Origin of the sequence: Bacillus cereus group sp. N12 (assembly GCF_016483575.1) — a bacterium.
GTDB lineage: Bacteria > Bacillota > Bacilli > Bacillales > Bacillaceae_G > Bacillus_A > Bacillus_A toyonensis.
In genome coordinates, this window is the sequence record NZ_JAEHBO010000001.1 from 105,472 (window position 1) to 130,363 (window position 24,892).

Below are 24,892 nucleotides of genomic sequence, written 5' to 3' on the forward strand. Positions count from 1 at the left end.
TACGTTATAACGCTTATATAATAATGAAAATTCAGACAATTTACAATATGTTGTCTGAATTTGTAATATTTTTGAAAATATTCTTTGTTTTAGATTGATGTACATTCTAATTCATCAATGTTCATGGTTGCTTCTTGCATGTGAATGAGTATCGTAGCATGTATGTCTCCTTCTACGACAGGGGCATTCAAAGAAATCCAATTCATATGCTCATTTTTATTTTAATTTTCAGTTTCAGATGGGTGATAGCAGCAAGCTTAAAATCATAAAAAAATCGTCCGCTATATTTAGTGGACGATTTTTTTATTTAAAATATAACTACACTATCTCAATATACCCTTCTGTTCCATGTACCCGAATTCGTTGCCCGTCTTTTATTCGTTTCGTAGCATTCTCTACCCCGACGACTGCTGGTAATCCATATTCACGCGCAATCACTGCCCCGTGTGTCATGAGTCCGCCAACTTCCGTAACTAACCCTTTTATAGACACAAACAATGGCGTCCAGCCAGGATCAGTAAATGCCGTAACTAATATATCTCCATCTTCTAAACTTGCATCTTCCATGTTTAAAATAACACGAGCTCTCCCTTCTACCACTCCAGAAGAAACAGGCAAACCTACTATTGCTTCGATAGGGAGATTTTCTCGTTTATATTTACCTATAATAATTTCACCATCAGAAGTAATAACACGCGGAGGCGTTAGTTTTTCATATAATTTGTACTCATTTTTTCGTTTATGAATAACCTTATAATCCAGTTTATTCGTGCGGACGACTTCGTGAAGTTCTTCAAAAGTAAGATAGTATATATCTTCTATTTCAGTAATAACGTTATTTCGCACGAGTTGCTCGGCTTCTTTTAGTAATGCCTGCTTATATATGAAATAGCGATTAATCATTCCGTATTTTGGGTATTCACGATAGCCAGCGAAATTCCGAATTATACTGATCATTCGCTTCGTCTCTTCTACTTTTTGTTTGCCATCTGCTAAATACTGCAATTTGTCTAATAACTCTTCTTCTCTTTTTAAAGCCTCCTGCAGCCCTTCTTCAAACTTCCGCTTACTAGCACCAGCTTCAAAATCTCTTATATTATTTAAAATCATCGGGATAATTGTAGTTGGTTTTTCACTCCAGCGCGTTTTCGTAATATCGATTTCGCCGCTGCATCTCATTCCGTATTTATTTAGAAACGCCCCGATTGCATCTCGAACTTTTTCCCCGTCTTTAAACTGAACTAGTTCATCTAAAAAGCTGTCATCTTCTATATGCTGTAAATACGCAATGACTTCTGGATACGGACGAATCACATCTGCGACATCCAATAATGCTAAACCCATTTCTGAAGTAATATTATTTTGTACAGATTGAGAAAGTGTGTCTGCTGCATTTTTTTCTCCTAGCCATTGCTCCATCTTTTCATTGATCCATGATAAAGCATTCATACCTGCCATAATGACAGCCATACTTTGCGGGTGAAATAATATTTTCTTTAATTGCTGAATATCTTCTAAAATAAAATCAAGTACATCTGATCCTGATTTCGTTTGAATACTTTGTTTTAACTCTTCTATCGATGCTTGACTGTTCTTGATTAAATCCGTAACGATTGCTGGGTCGTTTTCGATTTGTGGTTGCGAGCTTGCAGGTGGCATACTTTTACCAAGACTTTTTTCTTCTTCATCCGGTAACAATTTAATAAAATTATCTCGCTCTATTACAGTCATTAATGCATCTTTAATAAGCGGCTCTGATTCTCCTATTGTATTTAATAAAAATTCTCTACTAGCAGGTGAGGCCAATCTTTGTGCAACATCAACAAACAGCCTTCCCCCAGCTTGAAACCTCGGTCCAAAGGATGTTAACTGGAATAAAGACATTCCTAATGGCTTCAAAGGATCCGTCATCATTTGCTGGTGACCGACCGATACATACACATGATTTTCCTGATCATTCGCTTCTGGAATTGGATACAAAGTCGTTATCGGCCTACTTTGAACAATATAAAATGTATCATCAACTAAACACCATTCAATATCTTGCGGACAACCAAAATAAGCCTCAATCTGTCTTCCGATGCGTGCTAGTTGTAAAATTTGTTGTTCAATAAGTGTTTGAACTTTTTGCTGATTAGGAGCAATTTTCTTTGTCTCTGTTCCGCCTTCTTTTCGTCCATAGATGGCTAATTTTTTCGTTGCGATGACCTTTTCGACGATTTCGTCTTCTTTTACCTTATAATTATCGGCAGAAACCAATCCAGATACTAGCGCCTCGCCAAGTCCAAAGCTGGCATCGATTGATAACACCTTCCTATTAGAAGTAATCGGATCCGCAGTAAATAAAATCCCTGAAGCCACAGGGAAAACCATTTTTTGAACGACAACACATATAGAAACTTGATTATGATCAAAGCCGTTTTGCATTCGGTATATAACCGCTCGATCTGTAAATAAAGAAGCCCAACACTTTCTTACATGCTGCAAAACCGCTTCTTTTCCGATGATATTTAAATACGTATCTTGCTGACCAGCAAACGAGGCATACGGTAAATCTTCAGCAGTAGCACTAGAACGCACTGCATATGCATGTTCATTTCCAAAACGCGAGAGATAATGAGCTACTGATTCCACTACATCAACTGGAATTTCCACTGCCATAATGGCTTCTCTAATTTTCTTACTAATTTCACTAATTTGATCTCGGTCCTCAATTTTTAGTACGGCTAGTTGATTCAACAAATTATGAAACACTTCAGTTTGTTCGATGGCCTTTTCATACCCTACTGTTGTAACACAAAATCCTTCTGGCACTTGTATACCTTGAATGTTTGATAACTCCCCTAAATTCAATCCTTTTCCACCAACGAGAAAAAGCTGCGTTTTTTCTATTTCCTGAAAATCGAGAACGAAAGAACTCATTTAACATCTCTCCTTACTAGTCATGTGTTCTTGATTTTAGCAGTAGTAAATAAGAATAAACAGTCTATTTCGAACGTTAATTACATGATATAATTAAGTTAGGAAGAGATATAGAAAATAAAAATGGATTCACCTAAGCTGACTTACTATTATTGATTTAAGAAGCTTCTTATTAAAATATAAAGTTACTAAAAGAAAAAAGACAATCCAGACAGATTGATAATGTAAAAATATCTATTGAAATAAAAATAAGAACAGCCTTCTTCGTTGAATGGCTGTTCTTATTTTTGTTACCATTATTAAAAATTCAGGATAACACATCTAATTTTGCTCAAAGAAAGAATCCTATATTTAGGCTAATCCCTTCAAATAACTGTGTCGCACAGTTTACTTCGATTTTTCAATTCATTAGTTAGCAAAAAGGTTTTTATTTTAGTTAACTCTCTTTAACCTTCTATATAAATAAGCTCCTATCAACATTAATCCCCCACCAAAAACGGATAACCAATTCGTATCATGTCCTGTAGCAGGTAATATCTGTTCCTTCTTAACAATTTGTTTATTCAATGCGTTATTTTTAGTAATTTGCGAATTCACTCGATCTATTCCTTCTCCTTTTGGATCTGTCACTTCACTTTTTCGATCTGTCACTTCTCCTTTTGGTTCTGTCACTTCTCCTTTTGGTTCTGTCACTTCTCCTGATACTTTATCCACAACCTTTTGTATTACTGTACCAGTGTAAAAGATGCCTGTATCAGCAAATGGATCTTTTACTCCAAACTCATATGCTTTCTCACCTAACGTATTCCATGTAATTACACCATTATTGTAAGTGCCGCCATCACTTTTTAAACGGATTTTTGTAGAGATTTCACCGTCTTTTTCATAAATAGGTACTTTCACTTCTTTATGTACTTCTACGTCCTCTAAAAAGACTTTTTGATTTTGAATATTAATGTATGCTTGCTTACTTAATTCGATAACAGGTCTAACGTCACGAATTTCATTCGCTACAAGGCTTAAAAACGTTAGTTTTTTCAACTGACTAATTGGTGATAAATCAGAAATATAATTTGCCTCTAAATCAAGTTTTTGCAAGTTTACTAAATTTGATAATGGAGTAATATCCTTTAACTCATTATTAGGTACATCTAATACTTTAAGATGAGTCATTTTAGTAAGTGGTGTCACGTCTTCAATTTGATTTTTCCCAATCCATAATTCATCTAATTGATTCAATTGGTCAATGCCCGATACATCTTTAACCTTATTACGCGTTAATACTAAATCTTTTAAAGGTAATGCATATAACGGTGTAATATCTTCAACTTGATTACCCGCTAAAGTTAAGTATGTTACATTTTTTAACGAGCTTAATGGAGCAACGTTCGTAATTTTATTATTTGCTAAATTCAAGTAATCTAGTTGTCCCATTTTTGCTAATGCTGTTACATCTTCAATTTGATTGCCTGCTACATATAAACTTTTCACATTCTTCATTTCAGTTAGTGGTGCAACGTTCGTAATTTTATTATTACTTAAATCAAGAGATTCTAAATTATCCATTTTAATAAGCGGTGTTACATCTACAATTTCATTACCGCGCAAAGCTAAATGGTTCAATTGTTTTAAGTTCGCAAAGAACGACGGATCTGTTATCTTTGCATTAGCAACTGTTAAGGACTTTAAATTAGGCATATATTTCAATCCACTATAGTCGAGAATCTCATTCGTATTTAAAAATAAGTTTTTTACTTGTAATAACTCTTCTTTCGTAATTGGTGTATGTAAATCTTTTCTATTAAATACTTTTTTATTAACAAGTTCCCTTAATTTTTTGTCCGTTATCATATTTTGACTATCAATTTGATGATCTGTTTCCTTATCACCTGCATTAGAATTATCATCTGGTTTCTCAGTTTCTTTGTTATTTGCTGTCGGATCTGAAATTTCAAATTGAACTTGATATTTATGATCATATCCAATAGCAGGAATGAGAATATGCATTTGCATATTATATCTCTTTGAAAATTCTCCTATTTCAAACTGAATCACTTTCGTCCCATTTTTCCGCTTATCTTCTGACAATACTTTCACATCGTGAAATACACCTGGTTGATTTTTATCTTCTATTCTAAGATATTGGAAATAATCGCTATCTTGTACTGTTGCAGTAACAACTTTTTTCCCATTTTCAATCTTAACTTTGGGATCTTTTATGTATTGAGACACCATGGATGGCTCATCTTTTTGATCTTTATATATTTTGATTTCAACATTATATACACGATCTGTTACCATAACTCCTGCTTTATTTTCTGCTATTTTTTCCGCTGCTTGCACTGGGCTAGAATAAACAGCAAAAGGAATCGCTAATGTTGTAGCTACTACTAACGCTCTCATATTATTTTTTTTCAAAGCAATATCTCCCTTTATACAAATAAATTATCTCTCAAACAAATGACAATGATTTTCATTATCATTGTCAATGATATCTTTTCTTTTTATTTCTTGAAGCCCATACTCTTAATCGTATAACATACATTACTTTGTTCTAAAGCATTCGATGAGTTATTTCATTCCAGCCTTAATTTTTTCATAATTAGCCTCGGCGCATGCCAAAATTTTTCCTTCCGTTATAAAAATGCCGTTATTTTTTATTTTAGTGGAATTGATTATGGCTTTCCTCAAAAAAATAGTAGCAACTGCGACTTTAAAATCAATAAACTTTTAGTTTTACTTTATATAAGGTGATATATATTTGTTAAAGTCTCTCCTCTTATTCTAAAACCAAAATAATTGGCTTTTGTAATACTAAATCCCTTTTACCAAATCCCCACAAATGGATTTTCAAAATTAGGGAACTATAATGTGGTATTAAAATAACTTTAGGGGGATAACAAGTGGATAATGAAATGAATTATGGAAGTGATTACAAGTTTATTCCGGCAACTTCAATTGGAAGTGGTCATGGCATCGAGGTATTACCTGATTTATTTTGTTACACTACTCAAATCGTCAACATCTGCTTATTCGGAAGTCCGCAAGCAAATGATTTTGTTTTAGTAGATGCTGGAATGCCTAAATCTGCAGATGAAATTATCTCTGTCGCTGAAGATCGCTTTGGTGCAAATAGCCGCCCAAAAGCAATTATTTTAACTCATGGACATTTTGATCATGTTGGAGGAATAATTGAACTCGTCAAACATTGGGATGTTCCAGTCTATGCTCATCAAATGGAGATACCGTTCCTGACTGGGCAACAAAGCTACCCTGAACCAGATCCTACAGTTGAAGGTGGTATGATAGCGAAAATATCCCCTCTGTTCCCTAACGAACCAATCGATTTAGGGAATAACGTAAAAACGCTACCTGCTGATGGAACTGTTCCACATATGCCAGGGTTTAAATGGATTCATACACCAGGTCATACCCCTGGGCATATTTCGTTATTCCGCGAAAAAGACCGAATTTTAATTGCTGGCGATGCTTTTGTTACAGTGAAACAGGAATATCTATATAAGGTAATTACTCAGGAACAGGAAATAAGCGGTCCGCCTCGTTATTTAACAACAGACTGGACAGCTGCTAAAGAATCCGTCATTAAATTAGAAGAATTAAAGCCTCTGGTCGCTGTTACTGGACATGGGCTACCGATGTCAGGTGAAGTGCTATCAACAAACCTCAAAACACTCGTTCAAGAATTTGATAAAATTGCTGTACCTGATTACGGAAAATATGTGGACCGAAAGATGTATTAAACAAAGAAATATTTTGTATACTTTTCACATTCAAGAACTAAAATGTAATAAAAAATCAAAATCTTGTTCTTTGAAAAATTGCAACCTGTATATAGATGTTGACTCATCCTACCTTTGTGAATAAAACTCGATACTCTACAAATAATATCCGTAGTATAATCTGCTTCTTACCCAGGTTGTACTTCTTACCAGTAAAGAGCGGTCATTATAAATAACTGCTCTTTTTTAATTTTTTTACATAAAATTAGTTTCTTTATTCATACTATATTTAACCCATGAAATGGTTATACTCCTTAAATTCATGGATGTAACTTTCTCATTGCAGTTAGCTTTTGCTAACTGCTTTTTATTTATAATTCTTAAAACTTATACAACACTATATATCTTTAACCATGTACTAAAATTCATTTTTTTAAATGAGCTTCTAGTTTCATAAAAGATTTAATCCTCTTCAGTTAAATATTTAAGGCATCATAGCTAAAAGTAGTACCTATATAAATAAGATTTCAGATTTTCAAATTCTAATATTTTATAGTTGTAAATATTAAATATAAATTGAAAAAGAAATGTATGAAAAAGGAGAGGCCATATGCCTCTCCTCTATATCCATTCAACATATAAAATTAACGAGTAACCCCACCGCCAAGTTGTTGCTCAGCTAATGATACTAGACGTTTTGTAATTTCACCACCGACAGATCCGTTTGCACGAGCTGTTGCATCTGCACCAAGTTGTACACCAAATTCTTGAGCAATCTCATATTTCATTTGATCAAGAGCTTGTTCAGCGCCACGTACTAATAATTGATTGTTGCTTCCACTATTATTGTTTGACATGTTAATTCACCTCCTTCTTTCTTTAATATGTTAAATTACATGCCAAAATATATATCTAATTAACTGGTAATTATGACCACGTATTTGAAGGTATAATTCATGCACTTTTATCCAAAAATAGTAGTGTGTAGGAGACCGAAATGCAACATACGTGCCATGGGATATCATAAATATGCCTCCATCACAAAATGAAACGGGTTACGCTATATAAAAGCATAACCCGTTTTCAATGAAATATTTTATTCTATATACCTTTAAACAATGGAGGAAAATGATGAAACATATTGTTGCTTTATTAATTAAATATACAGCTATAACTGCAGTATTATTAATCATACTCGGTATTTTTCAAGATATTTCAATTCCTAGAATATTACTGATTTCTCTTCTTCTTACAGGAGCTGCCTATTTAATTGGAGATCTCTTTATTTTACCTAAATACGGAAATATGATTGCCACCATTGCAGATTTTGGCTTAACCTTCTTTGGAATTTGGTTGCTAACATCGTTGTTTACTGATTTAGATTCCACTCGTAACATTGGATTTTCTTCATTTATAGCCGCTTTAATTATTGGCGGAATAGAAGTTTTTTTCCACATTTATATGCAGAAGTTAGTACTGCATAAAGCCAATGAATTAAGAGAACATAATCCTATTCACCATGATAAATATGCTATGGAGATGTCAGATGAATATATAAATTCTTCCACAATAAATAAATCCAAACTTGAGGATAAATCTGGTAAACAAAAATAAAAAGTGGCGTTGGCCACTTTTTATTTTTGTTTATTAAGCTTGATCAGAATTTCTTACATGTAATGGCGGTGGAACTACCCAGCCTTTTTTCTTACTTAAACGTAGCAACGTTACACCTGCCTGCGCTTTTTTCATATGGAATTGTCCGAATAGCATGCCTACATCTTCTCGAAGACATTTTCCCATTACTTGACTACATGTCACAAGGCCAGCTGCTAACCCTGTAGAAACAGCAGCTGCAATTTCAACATCATTAATACGTGCTCCCGGAGGAATGTCTTCAATAGATGCAACTGGTCGTTCTGGAGGAGCAGGCGGTAAAGCGACCCCATTAACTTTTAAAAGCGCCTTTAATTCTTCTATTTCCGAATTCATATCATTTTCAATTAGGCTTTCTAAAAACTTCTTCAAGTCTTCATCACCTGTATGATTCATAAATACTTGATGACTTGCAATGGCACCTTGTGCAGCAAGAAGATAGCTCCAAATGTCAAATACCTCTCCGTAATGTAAAGGCTCATTTTGAGGATTTCCACTTAATATACCCATTTTTAAATTCCTCCCTTTCGAAAATATCATAATGAATATTGATTTCAATATTGAAATCAAATTTTTAAGTATGCTTTTTCCTGCAAAAGATTTTCTACTATGCATGGAAAACACCTTTCCAACACTGCGTGTTTATTGTTTAGGAAAGTAGTTTACAAATAAAATACCCAAAGATTATGAAAGAAAATTATCGATAATCTTTGAGTGAGAATCCACTTACTATAAGGGTTTATTTTTTATAAATATACAAAAGAAATTGATTTAAAGATTTGCTATATTTTTCACTAATTCACTTAGCGGTTAGCTCTACCACCAAGTTGTTGTTCAGCCATTGCTACTAAACGTTTTGTAATTTCACCACCAACAGATCCATTTGAACGAGCTGTTGCATCTGCACCAAGTTGTACACCAAACTCTTGTGCAATTTCATATTTCATTTGATCAAGAGCTTGTTCAGCTCCTCGAACTAATAATTCATTACGACTTCCACTATTACTGTTTGCCATATTTTCACCTCCGATGTTTTTAATATGCTACGAACTATGAAATAATAGTTATCCTTTTTATGGAAAGTAGATTATGTATAAATGTTGATTTTCTTCTTAAAATAGGACAAAAGACTTAAGAAAGAAAAGCTGCTATAACGTACTTTCATAACAACACTAGGTATAGACCGCCGTTTAATAAAGATTTCTGTTTTGCCAAAGGATAAATATACAGTATGTTTTGAGAAATGATTCAAAAGGAGATATGAAATTATGAAAGCTGTGACCTATCAAGGACCAAACCAAGTACAGGTTAAACAAGTTGATGATGCAAAATTAGAAAAAAAAGATGATATTATTGTAAAAATTACTTCAACCGCTATTTGTGGTTCTGATTTACATTTATATCAAGGTAACATGCCTTTACCTCCAGGATACATTATCGGCCATGAACCAATGGGAATCGTTGAAGAGGTCGGGCCAGATGTCACTAAAGTGAAAAAAGGCGATCGTGTTGTGATTCCCTTTAACGTTGCTTGTGGACATTGTTTCTATTGCCAACATGAAATGGAGAGCCAATGTGACAACTCCAATCCTCATTATGATTCTGGTGGATACTTTGGTTATACAGAAAAATTTGGTAACCATCCTGGTGGACAAGCTGAATATTTAAAAGTTCCTTTTGGAAATTTCACTCCATTTGTTATACCAGAATCCTGCGAACTTGAAGATGAATCCCTACTGTTTTTATCAGATGTTTTACCAACAGCCTATTGGAGTGTAATAAATGCAGGTGTCAAGCGAGGTGATACTGTTATCGTCCTCGGTTGTGGACCTGTTGGATTAATGACACAAAAATTTGCTTGGATGCAAGGCGCTAAGCGCGTAATCGCAGTCGATTACTTAGATTACCGAATAAATTATGCAAAAAAGATTAACAATGTTGAGGTGTTTGAGTTTACAAAATTTCCTGATATGGGAGAACATTTAAAGGAAATTACACATGGTGGTGCCGATGTAGTCATTGATTGCGTAGGAATGGATGGAAAAAAATCACCTTTAGAGTTTTTGGAACAAAAATTAAAATTACAAGGTGGAACCCTCGGCCCTATTCAAATCGCTACGAAAGCAGTAAGAAAATATGGAACGGTTCAAATGACAGGCGTTTATGGTGGCAACTATAATGCATTTCCACTCGGTGCATTTTGGGTTAGAAATATTAATCTTAAAATGGGACAAGCACCTGTCATTCATTTTATGCCAGAACTATTTGAAAAAATAACAAATAAAGAATTTGATCCAAAAGAGATTATTACACACAAAATTCCCCTTGAAGAAGCGAGCTATGGTTATCAGATTTTTAATAATCGTGAAGATGATTGTATTAAAGTCATTCTGAAGCCTTGAAGCTACAATTCATGATTCTTAATGAAAAGATAAGATTACATTTCGTAATCTTATCTTTTTTTATTAAATGCTAAGTATCTATCCCCCATTTTCATCTTACATCAAAAATAGTTATTTCCAAAAAACTTTGTATTTTGAGGTAATACTTTATTGGTAAAAAAATGAATTACAGTATTAAGTAACCAACTAACGGACACGATAACAATGTTAACTAACCTAAAAGAGGTGTACTTCATGTTTTATTATAAGGAAGAACTGATTAATATTATCAAGCCGGACAAGCCAGATCCAGCTGCCGCAAAAGTTTTACAAGAAATATTAGGTGGGCATTATGGCGAAATGCGTACAATGATGCAATACTTCTTCCAAAGTTCAAATTTCAGAGGGAAAGAGAAGCAATATCGTGATTTACTTCGAGGTGTTTTTTTAGAGGAAATAAGCCATGTAGAACTTGTACAACATACAATTAATCAACTATTAACTGGATCTGGTGAACCTACGCCAGGAAATGCTGGTGTTGACAACGCACCACTTGACGAAGCGGTTAAACATGCAAATCCTCACCACTTTATTGTAGGTGCTCAAAGTTCATTGCCTGTTGATGCAGCTGGCAACCCATGGAATGGATCTTGGGTATATAGTCCTGGAAACTTAATTAGCGATTTACTAGATAATGTCGTACTTGAATCTACAGGTGTACTTCAAAAAACTAGAATTTATGAAATGAGTTCAAATCAAACATTTAGAGAAACACTTGCATTTTTAATTGTGCGTGATAATGCACATCAAAATGCTTTCGCAAAAGCTTTAGAGACATTGGGTGTTGAATGGGGGAAACTCTTCCCTGTGCCGAACTATGATATTAATAAATACCCAGAGTGCAGAAAGTATGTAGACATGGGATTCCATAACGCACAATTTAATTTTAGCTTAGATCCAACAAGAATGGGAGAAATATTCCAAGGTGAATCACCAAGTAGAAACAAAGGAACATTAGCAGTAACTGACCCGCCAAAAGGTTTTCCTGTACCAGAACTTCCTGAAATGCCAAATGAGCATAGTCCTGGATTAAAAGATATGGGTCTTTGAGATAATTGTAACCAATTATTTATTAATAGTTGGTTACAAACCTTTACATAGATTCAAGTAAATTTGATTTTAAGAGGAGGATATTCATTTGAGTACAATAAATGATAAACTATCTATTTTTGCTTTAGGTGGTGTTAATGAAATTGGTAAAAATATGTATGTCATACAATATTCAGATGACATTGTAATCATTGATTGTGGTTCTAAGTTTCCCGACGAGAGTTTATTAGGCATAGATTTAATAATACCTGATGTTACATATTTACAAGAAAATAAAGATAAAATTAGAGGTTTAATTGTTACACATGGACACGAAGATCACATTGGAGGTATTCCGTATTTTTTAAAACAATTGAATGTACCAATTTATGCAACAAAATTAACCTTAGGCTTAATCGGCATTAAATTAAAAGAACATAAACTTCAAGATTCGACACAGTTAATTGTTATTGACTCTGAGTCTTTAATTGAGTTTGGACAGATAAACCTATCTTTTTTCAAAACAAATCATAGTATTCCCGATTGCCTCGGGATTGCTTTTCATACACCAGAAGGTACAGTAGTCCATACAGGTGATTTTAAATTTGATTTGACTCCCATAAACAATCAATATCCAGACATTCACAAAATGGCTAATATCGGAAGTAACGGGGTTTTAGCTCTCCTCTCAGAAAGTACGAATGCCGAACGTTCTGGATTTACTCCATCAGAACGGTTAGTAGGCGAAAAAATTGAAGAAACCTTTGTAAAGGCTCACAGAAAAGTTATTATATCTACCTTTGCTTCTAATGTGAATCGTGTCCAGCAAATAGTAGATGCCGCTTTAAAAACAAATAGAAAGCTTGCCCTCCTCGGAAGAAGTATGGTGAACGTAGTTTCTGTCGCCTTAGAACAAGGCTATTTGAATATACCTGAAGGAATGTTAATCGAAGCGAATGAGATTAATCAAATGGAACCCGAAAAAGTCGCTATACTTTGCACTGGTAGTCAAGGTGAACCTATGGCTGCCCTGTCTCGATTGTCTAGTGGCAACTATCGACAAGTTGATATTTTACCAGGTGACACAGTCATTTTGTCTGCATCCCCCATACCAGGAAATGAGCGTAATGTTTCACGTATTATAGATAACTTATTTCTATTAGGAGCAAATGTTATTTATGGATCTGGAAGTTCAACAGGAATGCACGTTTCTGGACATGCATATCAAGAGGAATTAAAATTGATGCTTACTTTAATGAAGCCTAAATACTTCATTCCCATACACGGTGAATTTAGAATGCTACATCATCACCGTCAATTGGCCGAATCCGTTGGTGTCAAGAAAGATAATATTTATGTTATCGGCAATGGAGATGTTGTTGATATTAAAAATCAAACCGCCATGCAAACTAGGCGTATACCTGCCGGTAATATATATGTAGATGGATTAGGTATTGGAGATGTTGGGAACGCCTTATTGCGCGATCGTAAACAACTTTCTGAAGATGGCATGCTTGTAATAGTTATCACCTTAAGTAAAACGGAAGAAAAAATAATTTCTGGCCCAGACACAATTTCTCGTGGGTTTGTATATGTTCGCGATTCAGAAGATTTCTTAAAGAAAATTAATCAATTAGTTGTGGAAACTATCAACACATTACAAAAAGCACATATTTACCAATGGAATGTTCTAAAAAGAGAAATAAGAGAAACACTTGGCCATTTTATATACTCACATACAAAAAGAAAGCCAATGATCCTTCCTATCATAATTGAAGTTTAAATTACTTATTTTCTTTAGTTATTAAGTATTGCCTTGATTATGTCTACTATTATTTAAAACGGCTTTTTCTAAATAAATATAGTACTACCTAACAGCTCGTATTCGTAATTTCAAGAAACCCTTTAACTTCTGGTAGTACTAATTCTATCGTTTAGAGAGTTCATCATTTTTCCACATTATCGTATCATCCTTAACGGTAATAAAGTGAAACTTTAATCAGTGGGGTTTTGTTCATCCCCCACTGATTATTAGCCTTCACCAATCGGGCGTTTACGGGATAAAAGCAGTAGGAAGTTAAGGATAAGATATTTTAGTATAAGTGTAGTACTGTAACTGACCTTTCTATGCAGTAGGCTAAAAAATAATCCTACTGCATAGAAACATACTTTAATTAATCTCAATTACATCAACAAACTTAAAAGTACGCTTAGTACTAAAAGCATCAGTACACACAATCACCTCTCTTAATGGATTAATATCAACTACTGTTATGTAATTTTTATATAAGTAGCCACCTTTATAATATGTAAGTAAAATCTCTTCCTCACCTAAATAGGAACATAACAACTTATTTTCAAGCACTTCTTTTGCATCCTCTGTTAAGATCGGACGCGTGACTTTCGTTTTCGCATGTATCATTTCTTTAATAACTGCGAATTGCTCTGGCATACTAGAGAACGGTTGCCACTTTACCATCCCTCTTCCTTTTGGCATATTAGCATTCTTCACGATTTATGTCCTCCTAATAATGTGTTTCTATATCTTGCTGTTGCGACGCTTGTGTAGGAAATCCCACGTAAAATACTGTTCTTACCAAACCGTGTTCGAATTTCATCCATAACTTTCGTTAATCGGATTTCTTTTTCCCTTTGTACAATGTTATCGAAAAGCGAAATTTGCTCTTCACCTTCATTAATAAGGTTTGTTAATGAGACACTTAACGATCTAATCGGTTCTCCTGTATAGCGCTCATATAAAAAATATGTACAAACATTGTACATATCCATCGTTACATTTGTTGCCCGATTTAACGTATGTGCCTTTTTTATTCCCCCTCCATATTCCTTGCTATACCCAATTGAAAAATGAATTGTTTGTGCATATTTCTTTTCTCTTCTCAACCTATAACAAACTTCTTCTATATGCTCTAATAAAATAACTACGAACTCTCCTATCGAATAATCCCGTAATAATATTTGGCTTTTCGCTATAGATGTTGTCGCTGGAACGTATTTCTCTGCTATTCTGCTAAAATCAATCCCGTTACTATGTAAATGTAATTCTTCCCCTATTACACCGAAAGATTGCTTTAAATATTTCAAAGGATACTGAGCTAATTCTCCAATTGTATGTATACCTTTTCGATTCAATTTCATTTCAGTTTTGTACGATATACCCCAAAATTTACTGAGTGGTCTAATACTCCATAACTTCTCGGGTATATCGTCATACGTCCAGTGCGCTATTCCATCTTTACTCTTTTTCGCTTCAATATCCATCGCTACTTTACTCAATAATAAATTAGGCCCTATACCAATCGTACTTTCAATCCGTGTACGTTCATATATTTCTCGCTTGAGCTTTAATGCGAATTCGCACGGATTACTCGCAAACAAATGAATACTTGCAGTCATATCCATGAAAAACTCATCGATACTATATTGATGAAAATCTTCCGGCGCAACATACTGCAAAGCCAAACTAGTTATGAAAGTTGAACATTTCATATACGTATGCATAATCGGATTTACAATAATAATATCTGGCCGCTTCGGTATTTCGTACAACCTTGCCATTTTCTTAATCCCTAACGCTTTTAATGGCGGTGTTGCTGCTAATACGATTGATCCACTCCGATTTACATCTCCTACGACAGCCAATTTTGTATAACGTGGATCCAGTCCTTTTTTAATACATGACACACTTGCATAGAAGCTACGAAGGTCTACACAAAGAATAATACGATTCGGTAAAAGAGAATAATCATACAAGGTTATCACCCCTAACAAGGAACACTTGTTCTTATTATATGCGAACTAACGTTCTTTTAAAAGGTATTTCTATGAAAATTTTGGTTAAAATAACCGTAATTTAATAATTTGTTTAAGAAAAACATAAGGAATTCCCTTCTATATTCATAAGAGGTTTTTTCTATACTTAAAAATATAAATAGATACAAGGAGAAACAACTGAATTCTTCGTGAATAAGCAAGGTATTTTAGAACCCATTCTTTTGTATTCAAAAAAGTCTTGTTTTTAAATAGATATGTTCATAGTAGCAATATACTTATATAAGAAAGACTTATTTCGAAAAAAATACTATTTAGCAGTACTTTTTATAGAAAATAAAATATTATTGGTTATTTTCTCACCGTTGTTTTTCTAGTTTTATCATTCAAATTTAGACACATATTTATCTAACCTACATAGACTAAAAGCGTATAATTACATACTTTATAGATTTTTTATAACAATATCTCGAACGGACTATCATGAATCATAAATTTAATAACTCGAATATACTAATCATTTTCGATTGAATTCTAAATATTTAAATAATATAACGTGCATTTCTTTTAAAATAAACATTAAATAAATTAAAATTACATCCTGTTTTTTGAATGTTGAAGAAAGATTGTTTATCTGTATTTCATCAATCAAATCTCTAATTACATAATTTTGTACGAGAAAGGGATTGAATTTATGCAAAATTTTAATTTCATTTGTGAACAATTTGCTACAATACTTAAAGGGAAAAGTAAAATAAGTCAAGGTGGTTGTTCGGTGTCTTTTCACCGCGATTTTAGGGTGCTTGTTCAAGGAAAACCGAGTACCTATGTAGTACCCGTCGGAGTAAGTTTTGAATCGTTGGATCAAAATGGTAATGCATTAAATTTAGGCGAAATCGCTATTCTACAAGAAGAGACTCCTGCATTTATGAAATCAATTGTACAACAAGGAATTATTGTAAGTGCTTTACATAATCACTGGCTTTACATGAATCCCTTAATTATGTATATTCATATCCAATCTGTAGAGCCTCCATTACATTTTGCACAAAAGTTAGCCAATTCTTTTTTGTCCTTAAGTAGCTATCCTATCGCCAATAATGAGGGGCAATAATTGGTGTTTAGGATATATTTATACATTACACTTTTCATATGTGTGAACATAATAAAATCATTTCACTTTTTACTCAAAAGAAAACAACTGCCTATCAAATTTTTAGATAGGCAATTGTTCAATCTATTAAAATAAAGTACCCTACTATTTTATAAAATACTATTCTCCAAACAAAAAATACAGATTTCCAATTCACTTTAGCCTTCTTATCTCATATATTCCCCTAAAGTTAGTTTTTCCTTGTATATTTTTTCAGCATCATCCCCTACATAGCGAATAATAAATCCTGCACGATGCGCATTTTCTTTCAGCCATTTCCCCTTCCTTCGTCTTAGCAAATGATAACTCTAGTTCATTATTTATACTTTTAACATCCATCGTTAAGCCGTTTGATGTTCGCTATGTCCCGTTTTTTCAAAAAAAGACTCCCTGTACGTCCAGGATATCGACTTTTGTTTATTTCATTTTTTTTCGGCACTCTGCATCTAGACGGTATACCCATTGGCCACAGTTAGACTATTTCAAATCAAAAAACTAGATTACCTGCACACTAAAAAGTATAGCGCACAGGTAATCTAGTTGTTTTTGAGATTAATAAAAAACTAATTTATTTTTTGAATTCTTCCATCAATAATAGACTGAATTGGTTCTTTTGATTTTTTTATATAATCTACTAGTGCTTCAAAATCGGTTGGTCCTGTTTCAGCATCTTTACCGTTTTTAAAGGATACAAATCCATCTCCACCTGAAGCTAGAAATGCGTTCGCAACGACGCTGTAAGTTTTAGAAGGAATGATTTCTTCTCCATTTGTTAAGCGAATACTTGTTACTTTTTCTCCATTAGGCTTATTCGCATCCCAAGTGTATTGGATCCCTGAAATTTGAAGCATTCTTGTTATGTCTTTTTGCCATTGTTGATTTAAAATATCACGAATGTCTTGACCTGTTAAATTTACCTTTATTAATTGATTTCCGAATGGTTGAATACCATATATCTCTCCCCATGTAATATCACCAGCATCTAAGTCATTACGAATACCACCAGGATTCATAAGTGCAATTTGGGATTGCATTGTTGTACGCTGGGCATCAGCAACTAAATTTCCAAGAGTAGATTCACCAGCCGTATTGAGTTTGCGATCTAGTGGAGCAATAGACTTACCTACAACTTCATTAACAAGAGGTGCGATTTTTGCTTGATATTTCTCCATCTTCTTCTTGATGTTTTTATCAGGCTCTATGCCTTCATGATAAGTTGTAACAATTTCTGCTTTTTTCTCAACAATATCTTGTGTCTTACGATCAATCTTTACATCAACATCAGCAAAAGCCATACCATAAGAATTTGCTTGTACGACAAGTTTATTATTGACAGTTCCATTTACATAGGTGTGGCTGTGCCCACCAAAAATAACATCGACTTCTGGATCAGTCTCATTTGCTAATCGGACGATATCACCATTTGTTACGCCGTTCCCATCTGTTGTACCTCCGTTATGTGCAAGAACAACGATAGATTTAACGCCTAGTTTTTTTAATTGCTTTACGGATTTGTTAATAGCTTCAACTTCATCTGTAATTTCTACATTCTTTAGCATAGTAGGCATAACAAGATTAGGAACATCCGTTGTTACGACTCCGATAAATCCAACAGGAACTCCTTGTACCTTTTTTATAGTGAATGGTGGTAAAAATAAACGACCGGTGGATTTATTATAGAAATTTGCAGCAACATATGGGAATTTTGCTCCTTTAAAATTTCCTGTTTTCTCATGGTATCCACCATAAATAAGGCGGTTCATTTCTTCAACACCTTCATCAAATTCATGATTTCCTATCGTTCCAACATCGAATTTCAAATCATTTAGAAATTCAATTGTAGGTTCGTCTTGTAATAATGCTGAAACAGGAGTACTTGCTCCAACAGCATCGCCAGCATGTACCTTTAATGTATTCGGATTTTGTTTTTCACGATCACGTAAATAAGCCCCTAAGTACTCGATTCCCCCTGCATCTTTATTGTTAATTTTTTTTACAGTGTCTAGTTGCCCATGAAAATCGTTAATACCGAGCATTTGCACATCTATGTAGCGGTTTTGTTCTGTACTTGCTTGGGCTGAAGGCGTAGCAAATACACTAGTAAAAGTAACTGTACTTAATGCTAAAGCAACTGGAATGATTTTTTTCAACATAAAATTTCTCTCCCCTAATTAAAATCTGACATAATACGATGTTATTTTAATATATTAAGAGGATTATTTCCACAAAAATTCTACCAATTATAAAAATTAATAAGATTTTATTGTTTTCTGACAAGATATTTCTTCCTCAAAAAAATGTACATTTCTTTGTTTTGAGGATTATTCAAAATATTATCTTGATAGTAATATAACAATACTTCTAAGAAATCTAAAAAACTCTAATCAATACATTTTAGCTGTTAAGAAGAATATTCAATCCAAAATTAATGGAGATTTATCAACCTAACATCTCAATATCACCATTAAAAAATGAATAGGAATTTCGTTATAGAAGATTTCTATTCTTTGAATTGATTACGGTGGTGCACTACTCCGCATTTAAAAAAGATGCTCCTGGATTTATCCAAGAGCATCTTTTTTTAGATTTATTTTTACTTGTTTATAATTTATCAATTAACAATTATATAGTTGTAATCAGTCATTTAAAAATAATAGGAGTGCTTCATTAAATTCTTTAGCATGAGTTGCATTTAGCCCATGTGGACCGCCCTGTATTAAAGCGAGTTTACTACCAGGAATGGCATCATATGTACGTTTTCCACTTAATTCAAAAGGTACAGTTGCATCAGAGTCACCGTGAATAATAAGAGTAGGTATATTAAACTTCTCCAGGTCTTTTCTAAAATCTGTCTTACTAAAGGCGGTAATACAATCAAGCGTTCCTTTAGGTGATGCACCGGCTGCAATATCCCAATTATATAAACGGAATGGTTCACTAACTAAATCTGTTCGATTACCAGCCGCGAAAAATCCCTTAGTAAATTCATCAAGAAATGCAAGGCGGTCATTTATCACACCACTTTTGAATGCTTCAATTGTTTCATCATCTAATGCCCCTTCAGGATGATCCTCTGATTTGTATAAATATGGAGGAACTGCTCCAGCAAAAACAGCCTTTTCAATACGATCTGTTCCATACGTACTAATATACCGGGCTACCTCGCCTCCACCCATAGAAAAACCAACAAGTGTGACATTTTGAAGCTCTAACTGTTCTAATAGTTGATGTAAATCAGAAGTAAAGGTATCATATTCATACCCTTCCCACGGCTGAGATGATTTTCCAAAACCTCGACGATCATATGTTATAACTCTGTATCCATCCTCAACAAGAGCGGGAACTTGATATTCCCAAGATCGACCGCTTAACGGCCAACCATGAATTAGTACAACTGGTTTTCCTGTGCCATGATCCTCATAATATATCTCAATTGGTGCTTGGTTTTCGGTTCCTACAGTAATTTTAGCCATGCTTCTACCTCCAAAAAATATTCTAATATGTATCCTTTTCTTCAATAATCCGGATGAATCTCATAACTTATTCATGCACGTTTATGTTGTGAACTCTAAGTATGAAACTCTATTGTTCCAATGCATTCATTTTCTCCTTTTGGAACAATCCCCCCTCTAATATCTTTTTCATCATAAAATACTTACTGAACATTACTCATATTCAATTGTAATAACAAAAATAGGTGACTATCAATATCGTTCTATCTATAGAATGTATAGGTAAAATCAATCTATTTTATAGTGAAAACAACTATAGTTACGACCTATACGAATTATAGATAATTTAGAATTGATTAACGAATCAGTTTTCAAATACTATAAATTTGTATAGCACTTCATGTTCTATGAATGCTGCTATAACTAATATTATTGGTCAGCTTAGTTATAAACGAATCGTAACAAACGAAGAAACTTATGATAGTATTCGACTATTTAACTTTTCTTCGATTACTTAATTTTTAGGAGGAATACATAATGACTGATCTCTATTCTCGTATTAACAAAGATGATGCTGTCGTGCTTTTAGTAGATCATCAAACTGGTCTTATGTCCGGACTAGTACGTGACTATGGTGTTGATGAATTTAAGAACAATGTTTTAGCTCTTGCTCACACTGCTAAGTTTTTTGATTTACCAGTTATTTTAACAACAAGTTTTGAAAACGGACCTAACGGACCTTTAATGCAAGAATTGGTTGATCTCTTTCCTCACGCACAAAAAATAGCTCGCCCTGGACAAATTAACGCATGGGATAATGATGATTTTGTAAAAGCAATCGAAGAAACTGGAAAGAAGCAACTTATCATCGCGGGCGTAGTTACGGACGTTTGTGTTACTTTCCCAGCACTTTCCGCTATAAAAGCTGGATATGAAGTATTTGCTGTTACTGATGCTTCGGGAACTTTCAGTAAACAAGTTGCAGATGCTGCAAATACTCGCATGGCACATAGTGGCGTGCAACTTATGAACTGGTTTAGCGTAGCTTGCGAATTACAACGCGATTGGCGCAACGATGTCGAAGGTTTTGGTAATTTGCTTGCTAGTAATCTTCCAGGCTATCAAAATATAATTGGAAGCTATATGGGCGCGCAGCGAGATCTTAGTAAACAAAATGCATAAATGTATTTCAAAGAAATGACTTTAAATCACTTTCAAAAAAATGGATAGTATACATTTAGTGCTGATTAAATCAGCACTCTCTTTTAAATTAAAAGGTATAGCAAAATTTTTTTTTACGATTACAGTTTTAATTGTTGAAAATATATTATTTTCAACAATTAAAAAAAGGAGCGTTTTATTATGAGTAATTTAGAATTGTTAAATCCAGAGAACAGTGCCTTAATTTTAATTGATTTTCAGCCTCAAATGACTTTTGGAGTTGCAAGTATTGATAGACAAACATTGATTAATAACGTTATGTTGCTTGCTAAATCAGCAAAAACTTTTAACGTACCTACTATTCTTACTACAGTTGAGACACGTAGCTTTTCTGGTTATTTTTGGCCACAAATTCTTGACATATTCCCAAACCATGAAATTATAGAACGCAGTTCAATGAACTCTTGGGAAGATCCAAAATTTGTTGAAGCAGTTAAAGCAACAGGTAGAAAGAAATTAATATTTGCAGCACTTTGGACTGAAGTTTGCCTTGCATTCCCTGTGCTTGAAGCAATGAAAGCTGGCTATGAGGTGTATGCAGTTGATGATGCTTCAGGTGGTACTAGTTTGACAGCACATAACGCTGCTATGCGCCGTGTAGAACAAGCTGGTGCAATTCCAGTGACAGCAATTCAAGTTTTACTTGAATACCAACGTGACTGGGCACACAAAGATACTTATGATGCTGTAATGGAGATTGTAAAGGAACACACTGGTGCTTATGGTCAAGGTGTAGAATACGCATATACTATGGTGCATGGTGCGCTTCCAAGCAGGAAAATATGAAACAAGAAGGAGTAGCTGTCGAAGAGACTTATACAGGGAACGCGATGGATGCTGCCGATCCAGTAACAACGATTGTTACATGGGAAATTCAACAGGGTAAAGAAAAACAGTTTGAAACATGGAGACACGAAATTGAAGCTGCCGCTACTAAATTCCCAGGACATTTAGGTGTAAATCTAATAGTCCCAAATAACGAATTCAGAGAGTATACTGTTATTTTTCGCTTTGATACGTATGAGCATCTACGTGCTTGGCAAGAATCAGATGTTCGCCGAGATTTGTTAAAAACGGCCGAACAATTTCAAGTTACTAATCCAAGTTATAAAACTGAAAGCAGTTTGGCTTATTGGTTTGTTACTCCGAAAACGCCAGTCCCACCTCAAAAATGGAAAATGTCTATCGTTACCCTTCTGGGTGTATGGCCTCTTAGCATGTTAGTTCCTAAATTGATAGGACCTATCATAAAACATATGAATCCTATTATGTCCGCTTTTTTTGTTTCTGTATGTATAGTGTCCTTGCTATCATGGGTAGTTATGCCGATTTTCGGTAAATTATTTCATCCATGGTTACAAAATAATAGGAAGTAGACGAGGTGTGAATATGAATTTACCTGATATGATCTTATATAACGGAAAAATTACTACCCTTGATCCCTCTCAACCTGAGGTATCTGCTATCGCCATAACTGATGGTTTAATAACTGCAATAGGTGGAGATGAGCTTCTTGATAGCGCCACAGAAAAAACAAAAAAAATAGACCTTAAAAGAAAAAGAGCTATTCCAGGTCTGAATGACTCTCATATACACGTTATTCGTGGCGGTCTTCATTATAATATGGAATTACGATGGGAAGGTGTGCCTTCAATTGCCATTGCTCTCGAAATGCTCAAAGAACAGGCAAGGCGTACACCTGCTCCTCAGTGGGTAAGAGTAGTTGGAGGTTGGTCTGAATTTCAATTTAAAGAGAGACGGATGCCAACTTTGGAAGAGATTAATGCTGTTTCTGAAGACACACCTGTCTTTGTGCTACATCTTTACGATAGAGCACTTGTAAATCGTGCAGGGCTGCGTGCACTGGGATACACAAAAGATACCCCAGACCCTCCAGGTTGTTTAATTGAACGGGATAAACGAGGTAATCCAACGGGCCTTTTAATTGCAAATCCTAACGCTTCTATTCTTTATTCAAGTTTGGGTAAAGCTCCAATACTTAATTTTGACGACCAGATTAATTCAACTCGCCATTTTATGCGCGAATTAAATAGATTAGGTATTACAAGTGCCATTGACGCAGGTGGCGGTTTCCAAAATTATCCTGATGACTACAAAGTTGTTGAACATTTAGCTGAGAAGGAACAATTAACTTTGCGTATTGCTTATAATCTATTTACACAAAATCCAAATCATGAATATGAAGACTTTGCTTCATGGGCAAAAATTGTTTCTCCAGGTCAAGGAAATGATAAGTATAAAATGAATGGTGCCGGAGAAATGTTAGTATTCTCGGCAGCCGATTTTGAAAAATTTCAAATGCCACAGCCCGAACTAGCTACGATGATGGAAGCTGACTTAAAGAAAGTAATTTCTCTATTGGTAGAAAACCGTTGGCCATTCCGTTTACATGCAACTTATGACGAGTCAATCACACGATTCTTAAATGTATTTGAGGAAGTCAACAAAGAAATTCCTTTTAATGGTCTACGATGGTGGTTTGACCATGCAGAAACAATCTCAGATCGTAGTATGGAACGTGTTAAGGCTTTAAATGGCGGTATTGCTATCCAAGACCGCATGGCTTTTCAAGGTGAATACTTTGTTAATTTATACGGAAAGGAAGCTGCAAAGCGTACTCCTCCGATTTATCGTATGTTAGACCTAGGTATACCTGTTGGCGCAGGTAGTGATGCAACTAGGGTTTCCAGCTATAACCCTTGGGTCGCTCTTTACTGGATGGTTGCCGGAAAAACCATTGGTGGTCTTTCGATATACGACGAAAAAAATAAACTTGATAGAAAAGTAGCCCTGGAATTATATTCAAAAGGAAGTGCGTGGTTCTCTGGTGATGAAGGTAAAAAGGGAATCCTTGCAGTAGGTCAATTTGCTGATATTGCTGTATTGTCTGCTGACTACTTTACTGTGCCAGAAGAAGAAATCAAGAACCTTGAATCATTACTCACTATTATGGGTGGGCAGGTTGTTTATGGAAATGATGAATTTAAAAGGCTATCACCTGAATTGCCGCCAGCATCACCTAATTGGTCACCGACGGGAGTTTATGGTTATGGTGGTGCTAACCTAGCCCACACTATACTTTCTCACGATGCCCATGATCACAAGTTACATAGTTGCAGTAACCCTCTCCATCAACACACTCATACCATAATAGGAAAAGATGGAACTAAATGGGGTATTGGTTGTACTTGCTTTGCTTTCTAAGTCAAAACCACCGGTATAATGCCCGGTGGTTTTCTTTATGCAATAAGAATATGTAAAAAGAAATAGCAGTATATCCCTAATGGAATCTATTACTATGCGATAAGACCGAAGAGTTAATTGATTAACTTGACTTGTTTTTAACAGCCTTCTCCCCTTAAGTAAAATTCCATGGTATTCCCTTTTGAAGCGACTACACCACACATATAAATCTACTTGCCCTTTAACTGTAATTTAGGTCTTATCCTAAGAATTATGTATCATTTT

The 24,892-nt window shown here is 34.5% G+C and carries 19 protein-coding genes and 2 pseudogenes; 10 read left to right on the forward strand and 11 right to left on the reverse strand.

What is annotated here, in order from left to right:
- Positions 1-318 precede the first annotated feature (318 nt).
- The 3 genes and pseudogenes from ppsA to JDS92_RS00550 form a co-directional block, all read right to left on the reverse strand.
- Positions 319-2,922 carry a phosphoenolpyruvate synthase gene (gene ppsA, locus JDS92_RS00545; RefSeq protein ID WP_097959338.1) on the reverse strand — a complete coding sequence of 868 codons (2,604 nt, stop codon included), beginning with the start codon at positions 2,920-2,922 and terminating at the stop codon, positions 319-321.
- Positions 2,923-3,354: 432 nt separating this feature from the next.
- Positions 3,355-3,594, reverse strand: coding sequence for an LPXTG cell wall anchor domain-containing protein (locus JDS92_RS31335; protein WP_472926307.1), 240 nt, complete (start codon positions 3,592-3,594; stop codon positions 3,355-3,357).
- A pseudogene (locus tag JDS92_RS00550) lies at positions 3,577-5,340 on the reverse strand (leucine-rich repeat domain-containing protein); the annotation flags it as partial. The gene JDS92_RS31335 and the pseudogene JDS92_RS00550, both read right to left, overlap by 18 nt.
- 485 nt (positions 5,341-5,825) lie before the next feature.
- Between JDS92_RS00550 and JDS92_RS00555 the strand changes: the two are divergent.
- On the forward strand, positions 5,826-6,683 hold the full coding sequence (locus JDS92_RS00555; protein ID WP_000368296.1) for an MBL fold metallo-hydrolase: 858 nt from the start codon (positions 5,826-5,828) through the stop codon (positions 6,681-6,683).
- 623 nt (positions 6,684-7,306) lie between these two features.
- Here the strand turns inward: JDS92_RS00555 and JDS92_RS00560 are convergent.
- The gene (locus JDS92_RS00560; RefSeq protein WP_000069658.1) at positions 7,307-7,519 is read right to left on the reverse strand and encodes an alpha/beta-type small acid-soluble spore protein; all 213 of its coding nucleotides are present in this window, start codon (positions 7,517-7,519) and stop codon (positions 7,307-7,309) included.
- A 274-nt stretch (positions 7,520-7,793) separates the two neighbouring features.
- Between JDS92_RS00560 and JDS92_RS00565 the strand changes: the two genes are divergently transcribed.
- On the forward strand, positions 7,794-8,276 hold the full coding sequence (locus JDS92_RS00565; protein WP_142345888.1) for a YndM family protein: 483 nt from the start codon (positions 7,794-7,796) through the stop codon (positions 8,274-8,276).
- Positions 8,277-8,309: 33 nt separating this feature from the next.
- On the opposite strand, the gene JDS92_RS00570 is transcribed toward JDS92_RS00565, so the two are convergent.
- A complete protein-coding gene (locus JDS92_RS00570) occupies positions 8,310-8,825 on the reverse strand; it encodes a DUF3231 family protein (protein WP_000512128.1) in 516 nt (171 codons plus the stop codon).
- Positions 8,826-9,118: 293 nt separating this feature from the next.
- Positions 9,119-9,331: a small acid-soluble spore protein, SasP family gene (gene sasP, locus JDS92_RS00575; protein WP_016108716.1), complete on the reverse strand. Its 213-nt coding sequence runs from the start codon at positions 9,329-9,331 to the stop codon at positions 9,119-9,121.
- 252 nt (positions 9,332-9,583) lie between these two features.
- On the opposite strand from sasP, the gene JDS92_RS00580 reads away from it, so the two are divergent.
- From JDS92_RS00580 to JDS92_RS00590, 3 genes are all read left to right on the forward strand, one after another.
- Positions 9,584-10,717 carry a zinc-dependent alcohol dehydrogenase gene (locus JDS92_RS00580; RefSeq protein ID WP_000649070.1) on the forward strand — a complete coding sequence of 378 codons (1,134 nt, stop codon included), beginning with the start codon at positions 9,584-9,586 and terminating at the stop codon, positions 10,715-10,717.
- 234 nt (positions 10,718-10,951) lie between these two features.
- On the forward strand, positions 10,952-11,806 hold the full coding sequence (locus JDS92_RS00585; RefSeq protein WP_374191280.1) for a manganese catalase family protein: 855 nt from the start codon (positions 10,952-10,954) through the stop codon (positions 11,804-11,806).
- A gap of 88 nt (positions 11,807-11,894) precedes the next feature.
- Positions 11,895-13,568, forward strand: a complete 1,674-nt coding sequence (locus tag JDS92_RS00590; RefSeq protein ID WP_199631339.1) for a ribonuclease J — start codon at positions 11,895-11,897, stop codon at positions 13,566-13,568.
- A 387-nt stretch (positions 13,569-13,955) separates the two neighbouring features.
- Here JDS92_RS00590 and JDS92_RS00595 read toward each other — a convergent pair whose 3' ends face one another.
- Both JDS92_RS00595 and JDS92_RS00600 read right to left on the reverse strand, forming a co-directional pair.
- A complete protein-coding gene (locus tag JDS92_RS00595; RefSeq protein WP_098911759.1) occupies positions 13,956-14,297 on the reverse strand; it encodes a YolD-like family protein in 342 nt (113 codons plus the stop codon).
- Entirely contained in the window at positions 14,294-15,559 is a 1,266-nt protein-coding gene (locus tag JDS92_RS00600) for a Y-family DNA polymerase (protein WP_199631340.1), read from the reverse strand. The genes JDS92_RS00595 and JDS92_RS00600 overlap by 4 nt, the downstream gene beginning before the upstream one ends.
- 712 nt (positions 15,560-16,271) lie before the next feature.
- Here JDS92_RS00600 and JDS92_RS00605 point away from each other — a divergent pair.
- Positions 16,272-16,691, forward strand: a complete 420-nt coding sequence (locus tag JDS92_RS00605) for a DUF1259 domain-containing protein (protein WP_001178952.1) — start codon at positions 16,272-16,274, stop codon at positions 16,689-16,691.
- Between the two features lie 206 nt (positions 16,692-16,897).
- Here the strand turns inward: JDS92_RS00605 and JDS92_RS00610 are convergent.
- The 3 genes and pseudogenes from JDS92_RS00610 to JDS92_RS00620 all read right to left on the reverse strand — a co-directional run.
- Positions 16,898-17,152: pseudogene (locus JDS92_RS00610) on the reverse strand (D-alanyl-D-alanine carboxypeptidase family protein); the annotation flags it as partial.
- Between the two features lie 141 nt (positions 17,153-17,293).
- The gene (locus JDS92_RS00615; protein WP_199631341.1) at positions 17,294-18,883 is read right to left on the reverse strand and encodes a bifunctional metallophosphatase/5'-nucleotidase; all 1,590 of its coding nucleotides are present in this window, start codon (positions 18,881-18,883) and stop codon (positions 17,294-17,296) included.
- A 483-nt stretch (positions 18,884-19,366) separates the two neighbouring features.
- Positions 19,367-20,203: a bromoperoxidase gene (locus JDS92_RS00620; protein WP_098711655.1), complete on the reverse strand. Its 837-nt coding sequence runs from the start codon at positions 20,201-20,203 to the stop codon at positions 19,367-19,369.
- A 516-nt stretch (positions 20,204-20,719) separates the two neighbouring features.
- On the opposite strand from JDS92_RS00620, the gene ycaC reads away from it, so the two are divergent.
- The 4 genes from ycaC (at position 20,720) to JDS92_RS00640 (ending at position 24,628) form a co-directional block, all read left to right on the forward strand.
- The gene (gene ycaC, locus JDS92_RS00625) at positions 20,720-21,364 is read left to right on the forward strand and encodes an isochorismate family cysteine hydrolase YcaC (RefSeq protein WP_000131223.1); all 645 of its coding nucleotides are present in this window, start codon (positions 20,720-20,722) and stop codon (positions 21,362-21,364) included.
- A 180-nt stretch (positions 21,365-21,544) separates the two neighbouring features.
- Positions 21,545-22,189 (forward strand): hydrolase, encoded by a 645-nt coding sequence (locus JDS92_RS00630; RefSeq protein ID WP_000067163.1) that lies wholly within the window; start codon positions 21,545-21,547, stop codon positions 22,187-22,189.
- Complete coding sequence (locus JDS92_RS00635) at positions 22,186-22,779, forward strand: antibiotic biosynthesis monooxygenase (RefSeq protein WP_000806845.1); 594 nt, start codon at positions 22,186-22,188, stop codon at positions 22,777-22,779. The genes JDS92_RS00630 and JDS92_RS00635 overlap by 4 nt, the downstream gene beginning before the upstream one ends.
- A gap of 13 nt (positions 22,780-22,792) precedes the next feature.
- On the forward strand, positions 22,793-24,628 hold the full coding sequence (locus tag JDS92_RS00640) for an amidohydrolase (RefSeq protein ID WP_199631342.1): 1,836 nt from the start codon (positions 22,793-22,795) through the stop codon (positions 24,626-24,628).
- Positions 24,629-24,892 lie beyond the last annotated feature (264 nt).